This is a genomic window from Bacillus sp. TH30 (genome assembly GCF_016650875.1).
In the GTDB taxonomy this organism is placed as follows: domain Bacteria; phylum Bacillota; class Bacilli; order Bacillales; family Bacillaceae_G; genus Bacillus_A; species Bacillus_A mycoides.
Map to the genome: position 1 here is coordinate 3,560,630 of NZ_JAEKEY010000002.1, position 15,093 is coordinate 3,575,722.

18 protein-coding genes and 1 other annotated feature are annotated in these 15,093 nt (G+C 36.9%); of the genes, 15 read left to right on the top strand and 3 right to left on the bottom strand.

From position 1 onward, the window contains the following. The first annotated feature begins 15 nt into the window (after positions 1-15). Both JFU20_RS20490 and JFU20_RS20495 read left to right on the top strand, forming a co-directional pair. Complete coding sequence (locus tag JFU20_RS20490) at positions 16-204, top strand: hypothetical protein (RefSeq protein WP_002015288.1); 189 nt, start codon at positions 16-18, stop codon at positions 202-204. Between the two features lie 18 nt (positions 205-222). After that, entirely contained in the window at positions 223-351 is a 129-nt protein-coding gene (locus JFU20_RS20495; protein ID WP_002015286.1) for a YrzQ family protein, read from the top strand. Positions 352-387: 36 nt separating this feature from the next. On the opposite strand, the gene JFU20_RS20500 is transcribed toward JFU20_RS20495, so the two are convergent. Continuing rightward, positions 388-600 carry a hypothetical protein gene (locus JFU20_RS20500; RefSeq protein ID WP_002015285.1) on the bottom strand — a complete coding sequence of 71 codons (213 nt, stop codon included), beginning with the start codon at positions 598-600 and terminating at the stop codon, positions 388-390. A gap of 176 nt (positions 601-776) precedes the next feature. On the opposite strand from JFU20_RS20500, the gene JFU20_RS20505 reads away from it, so the two are divergent. Next, on the top strand, positions 777-1,844 hold the full coding sequence (locus JFU20_RS20505) for an AI-2E family transporter (RefSeq protein WP_002165045.1): 1,068 nt from the start codon (positions 777-779) through the stop codon (positions 1,842-1,844). Between the two features lie 38 nt (positions 1,845-1,882). On the opposite strand, the gene JFU20_RS20510 is transcribed toward JFU20_RS20505, so the two are convergent. Next, on the bottom strand, positions 1,883-2,227 hold the full coding sequence (locus JFU20_RS20510; protein WP_002165046.1) for a PH domain-containing protein: 345 nt from the start codon (positions 2,225-2,227) through the stop codon (positions 1,883-1,885). Positions 2,228-2,438: 211 nt separating this feature from the next. After that, positions 2,439-2,657 (top strand) — a binding site (T-box leader). Between the two features lie 41 nt (positions 2,658-2,698). On the opposite strand from JFU20_RS20510, the gene alaS reads away from it, so the two are divergent. The 12 genes from alaS (at position 2,699) to JFU20_RS20570 (ending at position 14,827) form a co-directional block, all read left to right on the top strand. Next, complete coding sequence (gene alaS / locus JFU20_RS20515) at positions 2,699-5,341, top strand: alanine--tRNA ligase (protein ID WP_002015283.1); 2,643 nt, start codon at positions 2,699-2,701, stop codon at positions 5,339-5,341. Between the two features lie 83 nt (positions 5,342-5,424). After that, positions 5,425-5,691: an IreB family regulatory phosphoprotein gene (locus JFU20_RS20520; protein ID WP_000348591.1), complete on the top strand. Its 267-nt coding sequence runs from the start codon at positions 5,425-5,427 to the stop codon at positions 5,689-5,691. Between the two features lie 3 nt (positions 5,692-5,694). Then, positions 5,695-6,108: a Holliday junction resolvase RuvX gene (gene ruvX / locus JFU20_RS20525; protein ID WP_001221204.1), complete on the top strand. Its 414-nt coding sequence runs from the start codon at positions 5,695-5,697 to the stop codon at positions 6,106-6,108. Positions 6,109-6,120: 12 nt separating this feature from the next. Further along, positions 6,121-6,399, top strand: a complete 279-nt coding sequence (locus JFU20_RS20530; protein WP_002015279.1) for a DUF1292 domain-containing protein — start codon at positions 6,121-6,123, stop codon at positions 6,397-6,399. Between the two features lie 241 nt (positions 6,400-6,640). Further along, on the top strand, positions 6,641-7,711 hold the full coding sequence (mltG, locus tag JFU20_RS20535) for an endolytic transglycosylase MltG (RefSeq protein ID WP_002015278.1): 1,071 nt from the start codon (positions 6,641-6,643) through the stop codon (positions 7,709-7,711). 215 nt (positions 7,712-7,926) lie between these two features. Beyond that, positions 7,927-8,568, top strand: coding sequence for an O-methyltransferase (locus JFU20_RS20540; RefSeq protein ID WP_002129210.1), 642 nt, complete (start codon positions 7,927-7,929; stop codon positions 8,566-8,568). Positions 8,569-8,575: 7 nt separating this feature from the next. Next, entirely contained in the window at positions 8,576-9,505 is a 930-nt protein-coding gene (locus tag JFU20_RS20545) for a peptidase U32 family protein (protein ID WP_002015276.1), read from the top strand. An 18-nt stretch (positions 9,506-9,523) separates the two neighbouring features. Beyond that, complete coding sequence (locus JFU20_RS20550) at positions 9,524-10,804, top strand: peptidase U32 family protein (RefSeq protein WP_002015275.1); 1,281 nt, start codon at positions 9,524-9,526, stop codon at positions 10,802-10,804. Positions 10,805-10,821: 17 nt separating this feature from the next. Then, positions 10,822-11,460: a uridine kinase gene (gene udk / locus JFU20_RS20555; RefSeq protein ID WP_002015274.1), complete on the top strand. Its 639-nt coding sequence runs from the start codon at positions 10,822-10,824 to the stop codon at positions 11,458-11,460. A gap of 276 nt (positions 11,461-11,736) precedes the next feature. Then, positions 11,737-12,213, top strand: a complete 477-nt coding sequence (greA, locus tag JFU20_RS20560; RefSeq protein WP_078213491.1) for a transcription elongation factor GreA — start codon at positions 11,737-11,739, stop codon at positions 12,211-12,213. A 92-nt stretch (positions 12,214-12,305) separates the two neighbouring features. Further along, positions 12,306-14,060 (top strand): peptidoglycan D,D-transpeptidase FtsI family protein, encoded by a 1,755-nt coding sequence (locus tag JFU20_RS20565; protein WP_033715924.1) that lies wholly within the window; start codon positions 12,306-12,308, stop codon positions 14,058-14,060. A 116-nt stretch (positions 14,061-14,176) separates the two neighbouring features. Continuing rightward, the gene (locus tag JFU20_RS20570; protein WP_002138429.1) at positions 14,177-14,827 is read left to right on the top strand and encodes a YrrS family protein; all 651 of its coding nucleotides are present in this window, start codon (positions 14,177-14,179) and stop codon (positions 14,825-14,827) included. 36 nt (positions 14,828-14,863) lie between these two features. Here the strand turns inward: JFU20_RS20570 and JFU20_RS20575 are convergent, their stop codons facing one another. Continuing rightward, on the bottom strand, positions 14,864-15,079 hold the full coding sequence (locus tag JFU20_RS20575) for a YrzA family protein (protein WP_002015268.1): 216 nt from the start codon (positions 15,077-15,079) through the stop codon (positions 14,864-14,866). Positions 15,080-15,093 lie beyond the last annotated feature (14 nt).

Genomic DNA, 15,093 nt, shown 5'->3' on the forward strand with positions numbered 1-15,093 from the left:
GGAGATGAAAGCCATATGTTCAGTTGTCCAAATTGCAAAGGGAAAGACATCGGAAAAATAGGTGTCAACCAATTTTATTGCTGGAATTGTTATATCGAATTATCGGTTTCAAAGGGGAAAATCCATACACATCAAGTAGAGGAAGATGGTTCATTAAGCTCTCTTGATGATTTATTTGATGATAATGAAAGAACGATCGGATAACGAAAAGGGGGATTTACTTTGAATCTACGCAATTCATTAATCGCATTAGGTGTTGGAGCTGCAGCGTATCAATATGCTCGCAAACAAGATGTATTCTCAAAACGTAATGTGAAAAAAGCACGTAAGATGATTAAGTCTTATTTATAAGGCGTAAAAAACTCCCTTTATGATAAGGGAGTTTTTTTATGCGCTTGTATGCAAATATAAAAGTCCGATTTCAGAGAAGAGATAAGATAAACCGTAGCATCCAACGCCAAGCATTCCATAATGCCATAAGTGCTTAGCTCTTTCCTTTCGTGAGGAACGAATAAAGAAGCCTTTCCAAATACCAAACCCGATACAAATCCATTCAAGAAGCATAAAAAGTGCGGATAATGCAAGCATAAATAAGATCATTATGAGCCCTCCTGATTATATTTTGACATTTTGTATTTTCAGGGGTGGTTGTCCTTATTATGTTAAATATATGTACGTCTTTAAAAAACAGTATGGTCTGTATAAAAAGATTTTAAAACTTTTGCACATAACCTAACCTATTTATTTTCAAAATAAAGATGGAGGAGGTTTTTCGTGTGAAGAATCTTAAAATCATTTGGATATATCGTTTAGGATTATTGTTACTCGTTTTTCTTTGTTTGCTCGTCTTTTTAAAAATTAAGCCACTATGGGCACCAATTATTTTTGTATTTAAAGTGGCGATCACACCGTTCTTTATTGCTTGTTTTATTGCTTATTTATTACACCCTTTAATTGAAAAAATCCATAAGGAAGGAATGCCACGCACACTTGCTATTTTGCTCATTTATATTCTTTTCTTTGGCGGAATTGGCTATGGAATTTATAAAGGAACGCCAGTTGTTATTAAACAGTTACAAGAAATTAATGAACAATTTCCACAGTTTACAAAAATGTACGATTCTTGGATGGATGGAGTTACAGAACAAACAGCGAATTTCCCATCATTTATTCATGAAAAGGTGAAACAAATTTTTGGTGGTGTAGAAACGAAGATTCAAGTGCTTTTAAATAAAGTCATGAGCACAGCTCGTGGTGTACTGGATTCGTTACTCATTATTTTCTTAATTCCATTCATTGTATTTTACATATTAAAAGATTACGGTGAGTTTTATCATATATTTTGGAAATTAGTCCCGAGTAAGTGGCGTAGTACGGGTCAAATGCTTGCGAAAGAAATTGATAAATCACTCGGAAGTTATATTCGAGGGCAGTTATTTGTTTGCTTAGTATTAGGGGGAGTATCTGTTCTTTCTTTTTGGTTTATCGGCATGAAATATCCGTTATTACTCGGTATTATTATTGGGGTAACGGATATAATCCCGTACTTTGGTCCTATTTTAGGGGCGATTCCGACGTTGATGATTGCAGCAACGGTATCAACGAGTTTACTCATTAAGGCGGGAATTACGATTGCTATTTTGCAATTTTTGGAAAGTAACATTTTATCGCCTTACATCGTTGGTAAGTCGCTTCGTATGCATCCTGTGATCATTATGTTTGCATTACTAGTAGGGGGAGAAGTTGCGGGGATTGTAGGATTACTAATATCGGTTCCTATTTTAGCGGTCATTCGGACAGTGGTCGTTCATGTGAGGCCTCTTTGGAAAAAAGAAGATGTGTAATATGATAGCCCTCTACTTATAAAAGTAGAGGGCTATCATTATTTAGAGAGTTGCTCGTGTATTTGTTGAACGAGAGAGCTTACATCATTTGTTTGAATATGTTTTATTTTTTTCCGTTCATTATCGTACATAAATATAATTTGATTGCTGAAAAGACGCTTTTGCTCTTTTAGATTAGAAATGTTTGCAAAAGAGTACTCTTCAAATATTGGATTCCTACTTACATCTGGTCCATAAAAGAAGAGCCGTTTGTTCGTTAAAATTAACAGTCCTGGTCTTGCAACGGAACGATAAATAAATATATCTAATGAACATGCGGTGTAAAATAATATCGTTTCGTCAGTCGTTAATATGTTTTTAGCCTTGTTCAATAAAGTTGTCATTTTGCTCGCTCCTTTATTATTGATAATTTAATTATAACGAAAATATAATATTCTGAAAAGAATATAGAGGTAGTACAATTTATTAATAAATGCATAATATATTGAAAGGCTGTTAAGAATGAATAGCAGAATAACTATGGTTAATGCAATATAAATGATTATCTACATTGACAAACTTAAGAGAATTCTATTATATTTAGTCATATAATACATTAAATCAATGACGGAAAAAGTACGTTACAGTCCATTTATAGAGAGAAGCTTCCAATGGCTGAAAGAAGCTTTAAATGAAGGGTAACAGAAAGCTAATCCTGAGAGCAGCTAATCACTGCCGTCTTGCCACGTTACGGCACCATGAGGTGATGAATTGATTGTTATAATAATCAATTCATAATTAGGGTGGTATCGCGAGTTAACTCTCGTCCCTTTTATTAGGGGCGGGAGTTTTTTATATTTAAGGAGGAAAATACAATGAAACAACTAACAGGCGCACAAATTCGTCAAATGTTTTTAGACTTTTTCCAAGAAAAAGGACATGCAGTAGAACCAAGTGCATCACTAGTTCCTCATGAAGATCCATCTCTGTTATGGATTAATAGTGGTGTAGCGACATTAAAGAAATATTTTGATGGTCGTGTAATCCCACAAAATCCACGTATTACAAATGCACAAAAATCAATTCGTACAAACGATATTGAAAACGTTGGGAAAACGGCTCGTCACCATACATTCTTTGAAATGTTAGGGAACTTCTCAATCGGTGATTACTTCAAAGAAGAAGCAATTACTTGGGCTTGGGAATTTCTAACGAGCGACAAATGGATCGGATTCGATAAAGAATTACTATCTGTTACAATTCATCCGGAAGATGAAGAAGCATTCACAATTTGGAATGAGAAAATGGGTGTTCCAAAAGAACGCATCATCCGTTTAGAAGAGAACTTCTGGGATATCGGTGAAGGACCAAGTGGACCGAATACAGAAATTTTCTATGACCGCGGTGAATCTTACGGTAATGACTTTAGTGACCCAGAATTATATCCGGGCGGAGAAAACGAGCGTTACTTAGAAGTATGGAACCTTGTATTCTCTCAATTTAACCATAATCCAGACGGTTCATATACGCCACTTCCTAAGAAAAACATCGATACAGGAATGGGTCTAGAGCGTATGACATCTATCGTTCAAGATGTACCTACGAACTTTGATACAGACCTATTCATGCCGATGATTGGTGCAACAGAATCAATTTCTGGTGAAAAATATCGTAATGGCGATTTAGAAAAAGATATGGCGTTTAAAGTAATTGCTGACCATATCCGTACAGTAACATTCGCTGTTGGTGACGGTGCTCTTCCATCTAACGAAGGCCGTGGTTATGTATTACGTCGTTTATTACGCCGTGCTGTTCGTTATTCTAAGAAATTAAACATCAACCGTCCGTTCATGTTTGAATTAGTACCGGTTGTTGGAGAAGTAATGAAAGACTTCTATCCAGAAGTACTTGAAAAGAAAGATTTCATCGCAAAAGTTGTGAAGAATGAAGAAGAGCGTTTCCATGAAACACTTCATGATGGTGAATCAATTTTAGCTGAAGTAATTGCAAAAGCGAAAGAAGAAAAAACAACTGTTATTTCTGGCGTAGATGCGTTCCGCCTATACGACACGTACGGTTTCCCAATTGAATTAACAGAAGAATATGCAGAAGAAGCTGGTATGACAGTTGATCAAGCGGGCTTTGAAAATGAAATGGAGAAACAACGTGAGCGTGCACGTGCTGCTCGTCAAGACGTTGATTCTATGCAAGTTCAAGGTGGTGTACTTGGTGAAGTTAAAGTAGCGAGCGAATTCGTTGGTTACGGTACAGTTGCAACAGAAAGTAACGTTGTTGCCCTTGTGAAAAATGGTGAGTATACAGATAGCTTACAAGCAGGTGAAGAAGGACAATTAATGCTTGATGTAACGCCATTCTACGCTGAGAGCGGTGGGCAAATTGCAGACCGTGGTTACCTTCTTGCTGACGGCGTGAAAGTTGTTGTAAAAGACGTACAAAAAGCACCAAATGGTCAAAACTTACACAAAGTAGTTGTGGAAGAAGGTACATTAACGAAAGAAGCGGCTGTAAAAGCTCTTATCGATACGAAAAACCGTAGTAGCGTTGTGAAAAACCATACAGCAACTCACTTACTGCACCAAGCATTAAAAGATATACTTGGAACGCATGTTAACCAAGCGGGTTCTCTTGTAACATCTGAACGTTTACGTTTTGACTTCTCTCACTTCGGTCAAGTACAAGCTGATGAATTAGAAAAAATTGAGCGTATCGTAAACGAAAAAATTTGGGAAAGTATTGATGTTGCGATTTCTCAAAAAGCAATCGAAGAAGCGAAAGAAATGGGCGCAATGGCATTATTCGGTGAAAAATACGGCGATGTTGTACGCGTTGTGCAAGTAGGCGATTACAGCTTAGAGCTTTGCGGTGGTTGTCACGTTGATAACACAGCTTCTATCGGTATTTTCAAAATCGTTGCTGAGTCTGGTATCGGTGCAGGAACTCGTCGTATTGAGGCGGTAACTGGTAAGTCTGCATACGAATTAATGAACGATCAAGTAGGTTTATTAAAAGAAGCAGCAGGAAAAATGAAAACAAATCCAAAAGATATTTTAACAAGAGTTGATGGTTTATTTACTGAAGTAAAACAACTTCAAAAAGAAAACGAATCTCTTGCTGCGAAATTAAGCAATATCGAAGCTGGAAACTTAACTGATTCAGTAATGACAGTTGATGGCGTGAACGTATTAGCGGCGAAAGTAAATGTTGCAGATATGAACAACTTACGTACAATGATGGATGACCTTAAAAATAAATTAGAGTCTGCAGTTGTTGTATTAGCGTCTGTAAATGACGATAAGGTAAACATTTTAGCTGGCGTAACGAAAGATTTAATTAGTCAAGGTTACCATGCGGGTAAACTTGTGAAAGAAGTAGCTTCTCGTTGTGGAGGCGGCGGTGGTGGCCGTCCTGATATGGCACAAGCAGGCGGTAAAAACCCAGCACAAGTAGAGGAAGCTTTAGCGTTTGTACAAGAGTACGTTAAATCTGTTTCAAAATAAAGAGATAGTAGTGTACAATGGTAGGGAGAGGAGAAGAGAAGTTCTTCTCCCTATACTTACTACTTACAAGTGAGGTGCTTGAAATGGACGGTTTTGATAAGACAATGAAGTTTAGCATTCAAGATGAAAAACAGAGTGTCCATGTAAATGATGTACTTTTAACTGTGTATGATGCACTTCAAGAAAAAGGTTATAATCCGATTAACCAAATCGTCGGTTATTTATTAAGTGGAGATCCAGCATACATACCTCGCCATAAAGATGCACGAAGCATCGTTCGTAAGCTTGAACGTGATGAGATAATTGAAGAGCTTGTGAAGTCTTACTTGAAACATCATCGTGAGGAGTAGTTTATGCGGATATTAGGTTTAGATGTTGGTACTAAAACAGTCGGTGTTGCAATGAGCGATGAAATGGGCTGGACAGCACAAGGGCTGGAAACAATCAGGATTAACGAAGAACGAGGCCACTTTGGTTTTGACCGTATTTCTGAGTTGGTAAAACAGTACAATGTGGACAAAATAGTAGTAGGTTTACCTAAAAATATGAATGGTACAATCGGCCCTCGTGGTGAAGCGTGCCAGCAATTTGCAGAAAACCTGCGAAATCTGTTACAATTAGAAGTTGTAATGTGGGACGAGCGTTTGTCGACGATGGCAGCGGAACGTCTGCTCATTTCAGCTGATGTGAGCCGTAAGAAGCGAAAACAGGTAATCGATAAGATGGCTGCAGTCGTGATCTTACAAGGATTTTTAGATAGTAAATAAGAGGTGACCAAAATGGAAGAAAATCAAATTACAATTGTAGACGAAAAAGGAAACGAACATTTATGTGAAATTATTTTCACTTTTGATGCTGAAAAATTCGGCAAAAAATCTTACGTAGTCTTCTCTCCAATCGGTGAAGTAGACGAAGATGGAGACCAAATCTTCGATGCAATGGCATATGAGCAAAGTGAAGATGAGGGCGGAACATTACTTTCAATTGAATCTGAAGAAGAGTGGGAAATGGTACAAGAAATGTTTAACACTCTTGCTGATGAGCAAGAAGAAGAATAGTAATGGATAAAAAGGCGAACTGTGTACACAGTTCGCCTTTTTTGTATTCATATGCAAAATGACAGATTTTTTGTCGAAACTACTTAATTGTTTATAGTATAATAAGACGGGTTGTATGAAAAAAGGCTTTAAATAAGTAGCTGTCACCGATTATTTAGAAATGATTGGTTTTGCTTTATGTTTGTAGGGCATTGTATAGAGGAAGTGTATACGGTCTACAATTGAATAAGGAGGAAGAATTTTGGTAGAGAATCAAGTGAAGAAGAAGCGTAGACGCATTTTTTTAATTTCGATTATCGCACTGCTTTTAGTTTGTGGATCAGTCTATGCGTATATTTCATCTGCATTAGGGCCAGTTGATAGTGGAAATAAAAAAGAGATTGAGGTAGAGATTCCAAAGGGGTCATCTACAAGTAAAATCGGTGAGATTTTAGAAGAAAAAGGTGCTGTGAAAAGCAGTACAGTTTTTAGTTTTTATACGAAATTTAAGTCGAAAAGCTTACAAGCAGGTACATATTTATTAAATCCTTCGATGAGCGCCAACGATGTCATTGAACAAATGTCATCTGGCAACGTACATCGTCCGGCTCTTTATAAAGTGACGATTAAAGAAGGGGCGCAAGTAACTGAAATTGCTGAAGTGATTGCGGCAGAATTAAAGTGGAATAAAGATGATGTTGTGCGTCAATTAAACGATAAAGCATTTATCCAAAAAATGCAGCAAAAGTATCCGAAGCTATTAACGGATAAAATTTTTGATAGTAACATTAAATATCCACTAGAAGGATACTTATATCCAGCAACGTATTCTTTCTATAAAAAGGATACGAAATTAGAAGAAATTGTAATCCCGATGCTTGAGAAAACAAATGCAATTATTGTTCAAAATGAGGCGAAAATGAAAGCGAAGAACTGGGATGTTCATCAACTTCTCACGTTGTCTTCACTTATTGAAGAAGAGGCTACTGGCTTTACTGATCGCCAAAAAATCTCTAGTGTTTTCTATAATCGTTTAGCGAAAGGCATGCCGCTTCAAACGGATCCGACGGTATTATACGCGCTTGGAAAGCATAAACAACGTGTATTATACGAAGACTTGAAAGTAAACTCACCGTACAATACGTATGTTGTGAAAGGGTTGCCGGTTGGACCGATTGCAAACTCTGGTAAACATTCAGTGGAAGCAGCGTTAGATCCTGCGCAAACAGATTATTATTATTTCTTAGCTGCACCAAGTGGTGAAGTGTATTATGCGAAAACATTAGAAGAACATAATGCATTAAAGCAAAAATACATTACGAAAAAACAGTGAAATGGGGAGGGATAGCGAAAAGGGTCGCATATCCCTCTTTTTTGTGGTAAAATATATCGGGTTAAAAACTGGCAGAAGAATCGTTTTTAATATCAAAACGGGACGTACAAGCTAAGGGTGAAACTGGCTTGTATTTTTATTGCATTCTATGTGTGAAAAGACAAAGGTTGACGCGTCATAGAGGCACTTCTCCATGTAAATAAGGAGGACCAATTATGGAGGATACAGTTAACGAGTACCTATTATCATTTATTGATCCAAAAGATAAATTAATTCTTGAAATGGAAGAGTATGCAACTGAAAACCATGTGCCGATTATGGATCGACTTGGAATGGAATTTATGCTGCAATTTTTACGTTTAATTGGACCGGAAAGTATTTTAGAACTTGGAACAGCAATCGGTTATTCTAGTATTCGTATGATGCAAGCTATTCCGAACTCTCGCATTGTGACAGTAGAGCGCAATCGTGAACGATATGAAAAGGCACTTGAATATATAGAATGTTCCTCGGTAACAGACCGTATTTCTGTTATTTACGGTGATGCTTTAGAAACGGGCGAACAAGTGAAAGAACATGGAACATTTGATGTTATTTTTATTGATGCAGCGAAAGGGCAGTATCGTCGCTTTTTTGACTTATACGAACCGTTATTAAATCCTGGTGGCGTTATTATTTCAGATAACGTTATGTACCATGGTCTTGTGACGACAAAAGAGAAAATTGAAAATAGACGTACCCGTGGTTTGATTCGTCGTATTAAGACGTACAATGAATGGCTTATGAATCATGAAGGATATGATACAACGATTTTCCCAATTGGCGATGGAGTGGCTGTAAGTAAAAAGAGAGGGTGACAAAAGTATGAAGAAACCTGAATTGTTAGTAACGCCTAGAGCGGTGGCGGATATTGAACCTCTTGCGAAAGCAGGGGCAGATGCAGTAATGGTTGGTGAACAAAAGTTTGGTTTACGTTTGGCAGGAGAGTTTTCACGTGAAGATGTGAAACAAGCTGTAAACATTGCACATGAAAATGGTGTGAAAGTATACGTTGCAATGAATGCGATGTTCCACAATGATAAAGTAGAAGAATTAACGGACTATGTTGCCTTTTTAAATGAGGTAAATGTAGATGCGATTGTTTTCGGAGATCCAGCGGTATTAATGGCTGTTCGTGAAGTTGCACCAAATATGCAACTTCACTGGAATACAGAAACGACAGCAACAAACTGGTTTACTTGTAACTATTGGGGGCAAAGAGGAGCGAAACGCGCTGTATTAGCTCGTGAGCTTAGCTTAGATGAAATTGCTGAATTAAAAGAAAATGCTGAAGTGGAACTTGAAGTACAAATTCACGGTATGACTTGCATGTTCCAATCGAAGCGTTCACTAGTAGGAAACTACTTTGAGTATCAAGGGCGTAATCTCGACATCGAAAAGAAAAAGTATGAAGAGAATATGTTCTTATACGACCCGGAACGTAATAACAAATATCCAATTTATGAAGATGAAAATGGTACTCACATTATGAGTCCGAATGATATTTGTTTCATCGATGAGTTAGAGGAACTAATCGATGCTGAAGTCGATAGCTTAAAAATTGATGGTGTCCTAAAAAGTTCTGAGTACATTATTGAGGTAACGAAGAAATATCGTAAGGCGATTGATTTATGTGTAGAAGATCGTGATGCGTATTATGACGTGAAAGATGATTTATTTAAAGAGATAGAAGAAATACAACCGGTAAATCGTCCGTTAGATACAGGATTCTTCTTTAAAGAAACGGTTTACTAAACGAGGAGGGTGTAGGAAATGACTGTACAAGAAATTTCACGAGTGATCGATGGCAAACGCGTTATTGTGAAAAAACCTGAACTGTTAATCCCTGCGGGTAACTTAGAAAAATTAAAAGTAGCTATCCATTATGGGGCAGATGCTGTATATTTAGGTGGACAAGAATTTGGTCTTCGTTCTAATGCAGGTAACTTTACGCTGGAAGACATGGCAGAAGGCGTTGAATTTGCAAAGAAATATGGAGCAAAAATATACGTAACAACAAATATTTTTGCACATAATGAAAATATGGATGGGCTAGAGGAATATTTAAAAGGGATTGAAAAAGCTGGCGTAACGGGAATTATCGTTGCCGATCCGCTTATTATTGAGACATGTAAACGTGTGGCGCCTTCTGTTGAGGTGCATTTAAGTACACAACAATCACTATCCAACTGGAAAGCAGCACAGTATTGGAAAGAAGAAGGTTTACATCGTCTTGTATTAGCTCGTGAAGCAAGCTATGAAGAAATGAAAGAAATTAAAGAAAAAGTTGATGTTGAAATTGAAGCATTCGTCCATGGTGCAATGTGTATCGCGTATTCAGGGAGATGTACATTAAGTAACCATATGACAGCGCGTGACTCTAACCGTGGTGGTTGTTGTCAATCTTGCCGCTGGGATTATGATTTAGTTCAAACGGTATCACAACATAAAGATGCAAAAGAGCTTCCTCTATTCCAAGAAGAAGATGCTCACTTTGCGATGAGCCCAAAAGATTTAAATTTAATCTTATCAATTCCGAAAATGATTGAAATTGGAATTGATAGCTTAAAAGTTGAAGGACGTATGAAATCTATCCATTACGTAGCGACTGTAGCAACTGTATATCGTAAAGTAATTGATGCGTATTGTGCGGATCCGGATAACTTTGAGTTTAAACAAGAATGGTTAGATGAACTTGATAAATGTGCAAATCGTGATACAGCTCCTGCATTCTTTGAAGGGGTTCCAGGACATCAAGAGCAAATGTTTGGAAATCATAGTAAGAAAACAACGTATGATTTTGCTGGTTTAGTGTTAGATTATAATGAAGAAACGGGCATCGTAACGCTTGAGCAACGTAATCACTTCAAACCAGGACATGAAGTGGAGTTCTTTGGGCCAGAAATAGAAAACTTTACGCAGACGGTGGAGAAAATTTGGGATGAGGATGGAAACGAATTAGATGCAGCGAGACATCCGTTGCAAATCGTGAAATTCAAAGTGGATCAACCAGTGTATGTGAATAATATGATGCGCAAAAACATACTTCAATAAGAAAGAGTGGTAGTCGAATGGGGACGAATAAGCCTGTTGTAATTGGAATCGCTGGTGGTTCAGGATCAGGAAAAACAAGTGTAACGAAAGCGATTTTTGACCATTTTAAAGGTCATTCCATTTTAATCTTGGAGCAAGATTATTATTACAAAGATCAAAGCCATTTACCAATGGAAGAACGTTTAAAAACAAATTACGATCATCCGTTAGCGTTTGATAATGATTTGTTAATTGACCATTTGCAGCAGTTGCTTGCATATGAGCAAGTGGAAAAGCCTATATATGACTATACATTGCATACGCGTTCAGAAAAAATTATTCCAGTTGAGCCGAAAGATGTAATCATTTTAGAAGGAATTCTTATTTTAGAAGACCCACGTCTTTGTGAGTTAATGGATATTAAGGTGTTCGTTGATACAGATGCAGACCTTCGTATTTTACGCCGCATGCAGCGCGATATTGAAGAGCGCGGTCGTACAATGGATTCAGTTATCGATCAATACGTAAACGTTGTACGTCCAATGCATAATCAATTTATTGAGCCTTCTAAGAAATTCGCGGATATTATTATCCCTGAAGGTGGACAAAACCATGTTGCAATTGATATTATGGTTACAAAAATTGCAACAATTCTTGAACAAAAAGTAAATTTGTAATAGCATAGTAAAAGATATACGATAGGAAGGGATTTTTTCCCTTCTTATCGAATACAATGAAACATGAAACCTCACCTACCAATAGGTGAGGGCATATTTATATCAACTTTCCATACATACCTTCTTTATATAAGGAAGAATTGGAGAATAAGGGGTTGTATGTGACAACTCCACTAGTGCTACGTGTGCTAGAAACCTCCGCTATATAAGCGGAGGAGTTTTCATATGGAACTCCTCTTTTTTTCGGGGGATTGGTATATAAAAGGAGTGGAAAACATGGCAACAGAAAAAACATACCCTATGACGCAAGAGGGTAAGCAAAAACTAGAGAACGAAGTTGAACAATTAAAAACAGTAAGACGTAAAGAAGTTGTAGAGCGTATTAAGATCGCACGTAGCTTCGGAGATCTTTCTGAGAACTCTGAGTACGATGCAGCGAAAGATGAGCAAGCATTCGTAGAAGGACGTATTACACAACTTGAAAACATGATTCGTAATGCGGTTATCATTGAAGACAATGGTGAAGAGTCTACAGTTGTAACATTAGGTAAAACAGTAATATTTAAAGAGTTACCAGGTGGAGACGAAGAAGCGTACATAATCGTAGGTAGCGCAGAAGCCGATCCATTTGAAGGAAGAATTTCTAACGATTCTCCAATCGCAAAAAGCTTATTAGGTAAGCAAATTGGTGAGAAGGTAGCAATCCAAACACCAGGTGGAGAAATGCAAGTAGAGATTATCTCTGTAAAATAACGTAAAAAATCACTCGTGTAAAAACGAGTGATTTTTTATTTGTATAAAAGGTGAAACACCTCGTCTAAACTACAATAGACGAGGTGTTTTTTATGAAAATGAAACGGAGAATTATAATTGTTTTAATTTGTTTTATGGGTGTGATTTTTTTATTACTTTGTCGTTTAATCCAAATACAGATTATAGATACGGAATCATTTACTGACCGAAATATCAATCTGATTGAAAAAAGTGTTACGCAACGAACACAATCACTTACAGTAGATAATGGAAGAGGGCATTTTACAGATCGAAATGGTAAGGAAATTGGTGAAGAGAAATATCCAGTCTTAATTGTTTTTCCATTTTTACAAATAAAAAATGACATGTTAGAGAAAATTGCGCATATCATTGGTGTGTCGAGACAAGAGATAAGACTGCAAATGAAAAATAAGAATCAAGCATTTATATTACGAAGGGAGAATACCCCATTTCAATTAACGCTCGAGCAGATGAAGAAGGTAAATGAATTAGATATTTTAGGTATTGTAGCAGCAGAAGTTCGACTGAAGCAAATGGGAGAGGCAGATCATTTAATTGGTGATGTGGGAGAGAATGAACAGGAATTTCAAAAGCGTTATGGAGAAATGAAAAAAACGTCGAAACAAACGCCAATTGGTATTTCTGGATTGCAACAATCATTTGATGAATTTTTACTGACTGATGGAGAAGCGAAAGTACTATATCAAGTGGATCGACAAGGAGAACCGATTTTTGGGAAGCAGGCGAAATACACTTCACCAGGAAATCCATTTTATCCAGTTACTATTCAAACAACAATACATAAAACGTTGCAACGACGAGCAGAGAAGATTATAGATGAAAACGGAATAAAAAAAGGTGGATTAGTATTACTAGACATAAAGAATAGTGAAGTTGTAGCAATGGTAAGTAGGCCTTCTTTACAGATGAATGATAGGAGGATATATAAATCTACACTTGAAAATCAAATGTTAACTCCTCATTTTCCGGGGTCTGTTTTTAAAACAGTAGTTGCAGCAGCAGTAATTGATGAGAATTTGGTGCGGTTTAATCGTACATTTAACTGTAATACGGATTTATACGGTGAAAATCTTCCACAAGTTATGATGGGGTCATTAAACTTTAAGGAAAGCTTTGCTAGAAGCTGTAATCGAACGTTTGCCGCATTAGGTGATGAACTAATGCAAAAGGATAGGGAAGTATTAGAAACGTATTTAGAGGCCTTAGGAGCAAGTGAGAAGGTAGGTTGGAAAGGTTCAGTATTTCATACACCAGAATTTGAGCAATTGCCAGAAGAAAAGAGTGCTATTATTTGGGGAAGCGAAGAAAATAAAGATAGTAGAAAAGCGATTGCTCAAACGATGGTCGGACAAAAAGATGTACGTGTGTCACCTCTAGCTATAGCGAATATGATGGCGACAATTGCTAGAGGTGGAGAGAAGATGGAAGTGAAAGCTGTGAAAAAAATAGTGTATAAAAATGGAACCGACTTTTTTACATTTGAAAATCATAAATTAAATGGGAAACAGCTTTCTTATGAAACGATGAAAAAATTACAACAGTTGTTAAGAGCCGTTGTAACGATGGAGAAAGGAACGGGAACCGCATTCCGTTCGTTGCCACTAACTGTCGCTGGAAAATCTGGGACGGCACAAACAGGAAAAGGAGAGAGGGTGAATCGCTGGTTTGCAGGTTATTTTCCATATGAAAACCCAAGATATGCTTTAGTTGTAGTTGATATAGAAACAGATAGTAATGAAAATGTAGTCACACCAGTTTTTGCAGAAATGGTAGAGGCAATTCATCAATTAGAAATTGAAAAGTAATCTTGCAATTATTTATGAAATGTTTTCATTTCGTGAAAATATTATTGTAAATGTTCAACCTTTCTAGATTTAATGTTACAATAGCAAGTATGAAAAACTGCATGGAGGTTTGAAGAATGGCAGGAGGATCTAGATTCCAACAGAAACAACAAAAACGTCGTCAAAACGGTGTTTTAAATATTGCAATCGCTATTGTATTAGTAGCAGTAGCTATTGTAGCATATCAATTGTTTGTTCCTGACACAAAAGAGCAAGCGTCTTCTAATGATAAAAAGGTAGCTCAGCAAACAACAAAAGAGAATAAAGCTGAGAAAGCTAAAGGTAAAGAAGAGCCGAAGAAGAATGAGCAAGATAAGACAGAGGCTAAGAAGAAGGAAGAAGAAGAGAAGCAAAAGGCTGAGGAAGAAAAGAAAAAAGCTGAAGAAGAAGCGAAAGCTAACGAGAAAGCACCAGCTGAAAAAACACAGTCACAGGCAACAGATGCTTATACGAAATCTTCTTGGAAGCCAGTAGGTACAGAGCAAGGTGCAACACCTGCGATGACGTTTAAAAAAGGTACAGCAGATTGGAATGAGATGAATCAAGCGATTTCAGCTGCAATTGACGTTCCAGTAAATCAATTAGTTATCCATAGAATTGGAAATAACGGTAAGAATAAAGCTTACGGTAACGTACAAGATAAACAATCAGGTAAAAAATATTATGTAAATATTGATTGGGTAGACAATGAGGGCTGGAAACCAGTACTCGTTCAAACTCTAAACTAAAAAAAGAGAGGCTCTTAAGAGCCTCTCTTTTTTTAGTTAGCGTAATTTCTTTAATTTAAAATGAACAACCGCACTATAATAAGGTCTTTTGCTTTCAGGATCCATAATCATTTGGTGAGAAATATGATGAACTTCGAGCATAAGTGCTTTATTATTATCAATTTGTTCGTTAATTTTTTTTTCTAGAGAAACTAAGTTTGCAGCCTCGAAAAATTCTACTTTATCTTCTAACATTTCAAAGGTAAATGACACGAAGATGCCCCCTC

What these genes read in the sequence shown, in the direction of transcription:
- JFU20_RS20490 (WP_002015288.1), top strand. Translation starts at nt 16, where the DNA reads ATGTTCAGTTGTCCAAATTGCAAAGGGAAAGACATCGGAAAAATAGGT.
- JFU20_RS20500 (WP_002015285.1), bottom strand. Translation starts at nt 600, where the DNA reads ATGATCTTATTTATGCTTGCATTATCCGCACTTTTTATGCTTCTTGAA.
- JFU20_RS20510 (WP_002165046.1), bottom strand. Translation starts at nt 2,227, where the DNA reads ATGACAACTTTATTGAACAAGGCTAAAAACATATTAACGACTGACGAA.
- alaS (WP_002015283.1), top strand. Translation starts at nt 2,699, where the DNA reads ATGAAACAACTAACAGGCGCACAAATTCGTCAAATGTTTTTAGACTTT.
- JFU20_RS20520 (WP_000348591.1), top strand. Translation starts at nt 5,425, where the DNA reads ATGGACGGTTTTGATAAGACAATGAAGTTTAGCATTCAAGATGAAAAA.
- ruvX (WP_001221204.1), top strand. Translation starts at nt 5,695, where the DNA reads ATGCGGATATTAGGTTTAGATGTTGGTACTAAAACAGTCGGTGTTGCA.
- JFU20_RS20530 (WP_002015279.1), top strand. Translation starts at nt 6,121, where the DNA reads ATGGAAGAAAATCAAATTACAATTGTAGACGAAAAAGGAAACGAACAT.
- JFU20_RS20540 (WP_002129210.1), top strand. Translation starts at nt 7,927, where the DNA reads ATGGAGGATACAGTTAACGAGTACCTATTATCATTTATTGATCCAAAA.
- JFU20_RS20545 (WP_002015276.1), top strand. Translation starts at nt 8,576, where the DNA reads ATGAAGAAACCTGAATTGTTAGTAACGCCTAGAGCGGTGGCGGATATT.
- JFU20_RS20550 (WP_002015275.1), top strand. Translation starts at nt 9,524, where the DNA reads ATGACTGTACAAGAAATTTCACGAGTGATCGATGGCAAACGCGTTATT.
- udk (WP_002015274.1), top strand. Translation starts at nt 10,822, where the DNA reads ATGGGGACGAATAAGCCTGTTGTAATTGGAATCGCTGGTGGTTCAGGA.
- greA (WP_078213491.1), top strand. Translation starts at nt 11,737, where the DNA reads ATGGCAACAGAAAAAACATACCCTATGACGCAAGAGGGTAAGCAAAAA.
- JFU20_RS20565 (WP_033715924.1), top strand. Translation starts at nt 12,306, where the DNA reads ATGAAAATGAAACGGAGAATTATAATTGTTTTAATTTGTTTTATGGGT.
- JFU20_RS20570 (WP_002138429.1), top strand. Translation starts at nt 14,177, where the DNA reads ATGGCAGGAGGATCTAGATTCCAACAGAAACAACAAAAACGTCGTCAA.